Origin of the sequence: Kitasatospora sp. NPDC127035 (assembly GCF_042726075.1) — a bacterium.
In the GTDB taxonomy this organism is placed as follows: domain Bacteria; phylum Actinomycetota; class Actinomycetes; order Streptomycetales; family Streptomycetaceae; genus Kitasatospora.
On the sequence record NZ_JBHXDN010000113.1, the window covers coordinates 1 to 1,529 of the forward strand.

1 protein-coding gene is annotated in these 1,529 nt (G+C 66.6%); it reads left to right on the plus strand.

The window, feature by feature from the left end; all coding sequences use genetic code 11:
- Positions 1 to 200 precede the first annotated feature (200 nt).
- Positions 201 to 1,280 carry a hypothetical protein gene (locus tag ACFWIC_RS39435; protein WP_380521905.1) on the plus strand — a complete coding sequence of 360 codons (1,080 nt, stop codon included), beginning with the start codon at positions 201 to 203 and terminating at the stop codon, positions 1,278 to 1,280.
- Positions 1,281 to 1,529 lie beyond the last annotated feature (249 nt).

The following is a 1,529-nucleotide window of genomic DNA, read 5'->3' on the forward strand; positions in this document are numbered from 1 at the left end:
CCGGGCCCCCTTCCGAGCTGAACGTCTCACGACATCCAACCGGTCCAGGGCCCTCCGGTACCAACCCGGCGAACCTATGCGGTCACAGCACTAGCGACACAGAATCCGCTGCGAGGAGCAGCACCCACCTCATCCCCGTGCAGGCCCACGCGCTCACCGTTCCCGCGCAGGCCGCCGCAGACCCAACCAAGGAAGTCTCCATGGCATCCGAAAGCACCGCCCTCGCCCTTGCTGCTGCATGCAGCGAGGCAGGATTCCCGGCCGAAGCAGTCAACCTCTCCGATGGCTTCAGCGTGGTTCTCCATGTCGTGCACTCCGGCCGCGACCGCACGCTCTACCTCCGCCCGGACTACGTGAACGAGAGCGTCCTGTGGATGCTCCTCGACGGCGAAACCGGCGTGGAGGGCGAGGGCCACTGGCCCGTCATCACACGGCGCCGACGCACGACCATCCGCCGGATCCGTGACACGATGACCCACCTTCGGAGGTGGCTCACCACCCACCATGCAGTCGTGGCAGCCCTCGCGGCCTCCTCACCTCCCGCGCAGAAACAGAACGACCGGCTTGCCACTGCACTCGGCGAAGCACTTGATGCCCACCGCGTCACCTTCGAGCGGTGGAGCTCGCCCGAGCCGGCACTGGAGTGGTACCTGATCCGTACCGCCGACGGGGGAGAGATCACCATAGACGACGGATGCATGCAGCTGAACGGCGGCCTCTCGCACTTCAAGGGACTGAGGGCCCGCTACCGGCCAGCCCCCACTGACGAGGGAGCCCATTACGAAGTGACACTGTGGGCTTCACCTCGGCTCGGCCACACCGGCGGCGGCGCCGAGCGGTTCACTACTGAACTCTGCCAGCTGATCGCCACGATCAACGCGGTTGACCAACTGTCGCGAAGCCAGAACCGATGGACCCGCGCCCGCTACATCGACCAGCGCTTCTCCCTCCCGCACCCCCGCGCCGCGCATGCCCGATTCCACCGCGACGTCAAGGGAATCACGGGGCTGCGCGTCACCAGTACCGTGCGGATGGACGCGGGGGAGCTCGCCATGAAGCTCTACCAGGCCTACTGGGAGGACTTCGTGACATCGGGTCCTCCCACGCTCACCCGCACCCAGGTGCTCGACGCCGTCGCGGTCCAGGCCGCGCACTGCGCCCGCGGCTGGCACGAGTCGGTGAACGGCCCCCACCCCGACCTGGTGCAGGGGGTGGAGGACTGGGCGACCTTCGAGGTTGCCCGGCTCTTCCCGGAGCTCGGCCCCACCTACACCGACTGAGACCCTCCCGCGTAGGCCCGGTGGGGTTTAGCCCTACACCTGAGGAAGCACCTCTCCGACCTGCCTGCTTTGCGAATTGCGGCGGCTTGGCCTGACCCAGGTCCAAGATGCAAGAGTTGTTCAGGATCCCCGGGCCTGATGCCCGCCTGCCGGTACCGGCAGGCGGGCATCAGGCCCCCTCCCCGACCACAAACAGAAATTGGTCCGACAGGTGGGTGTCTTATAAAAAAAATAAGCAGCCGACGAAAG